The organism is Christensenella hongkongensis, assembly GCF_000981035.1.
Taxonomy (GTDB): domain Bacteria; phylum Bacillota; class Clostridia; order Christensenellales; family Christensenellaceae; genus Christensenella; species Christensenella hongkongensis.
The window spans coordinates 1-272 of sequence record NZ_LAYJ01000059.1 but is presented as its reverse complement, the minus strand read 5'-3'; the positions used below and the strand labels follow the sequence as shown (position 1 = coordinate 272).

The window sequence follows — 272 nt, the reverse complement described above, 5'->3', positions numbered from 1 at the left end:
CCTGACAGTGTCGATGATGCAGGCGCTGGTGAAGTTTGGAATGGACGTGCGTGACGGGCAGGCAACGATGCAGGAGGCGCAGAAGATCAAGACACACGAGGAAATCCAGCTGTTGGAGATCTCGGCGGCGATGGTGGACGGAGCATATTACGACGTTGTGGAAGCGATCAAGCCGGGAGTGCGTGAGAACGAGGTATGCGCGGTGATGCGCGGACGGCTGGTGGAAATGGGAGCGGAGAACGTGCACAACGTGAATGTGATCTCAGGGGACC

At 58.5% G+C, this 272-nt stretch carries 1 pseudogene; it reads left to right on the top strand.

Going from position 1 to position 272, the window contains the following annotated elements:
- Window positions 1–272: pseudogene (locus CHK_RS16515) on the top strand (M24 family metallopeptidase); the annotation flags it as partial.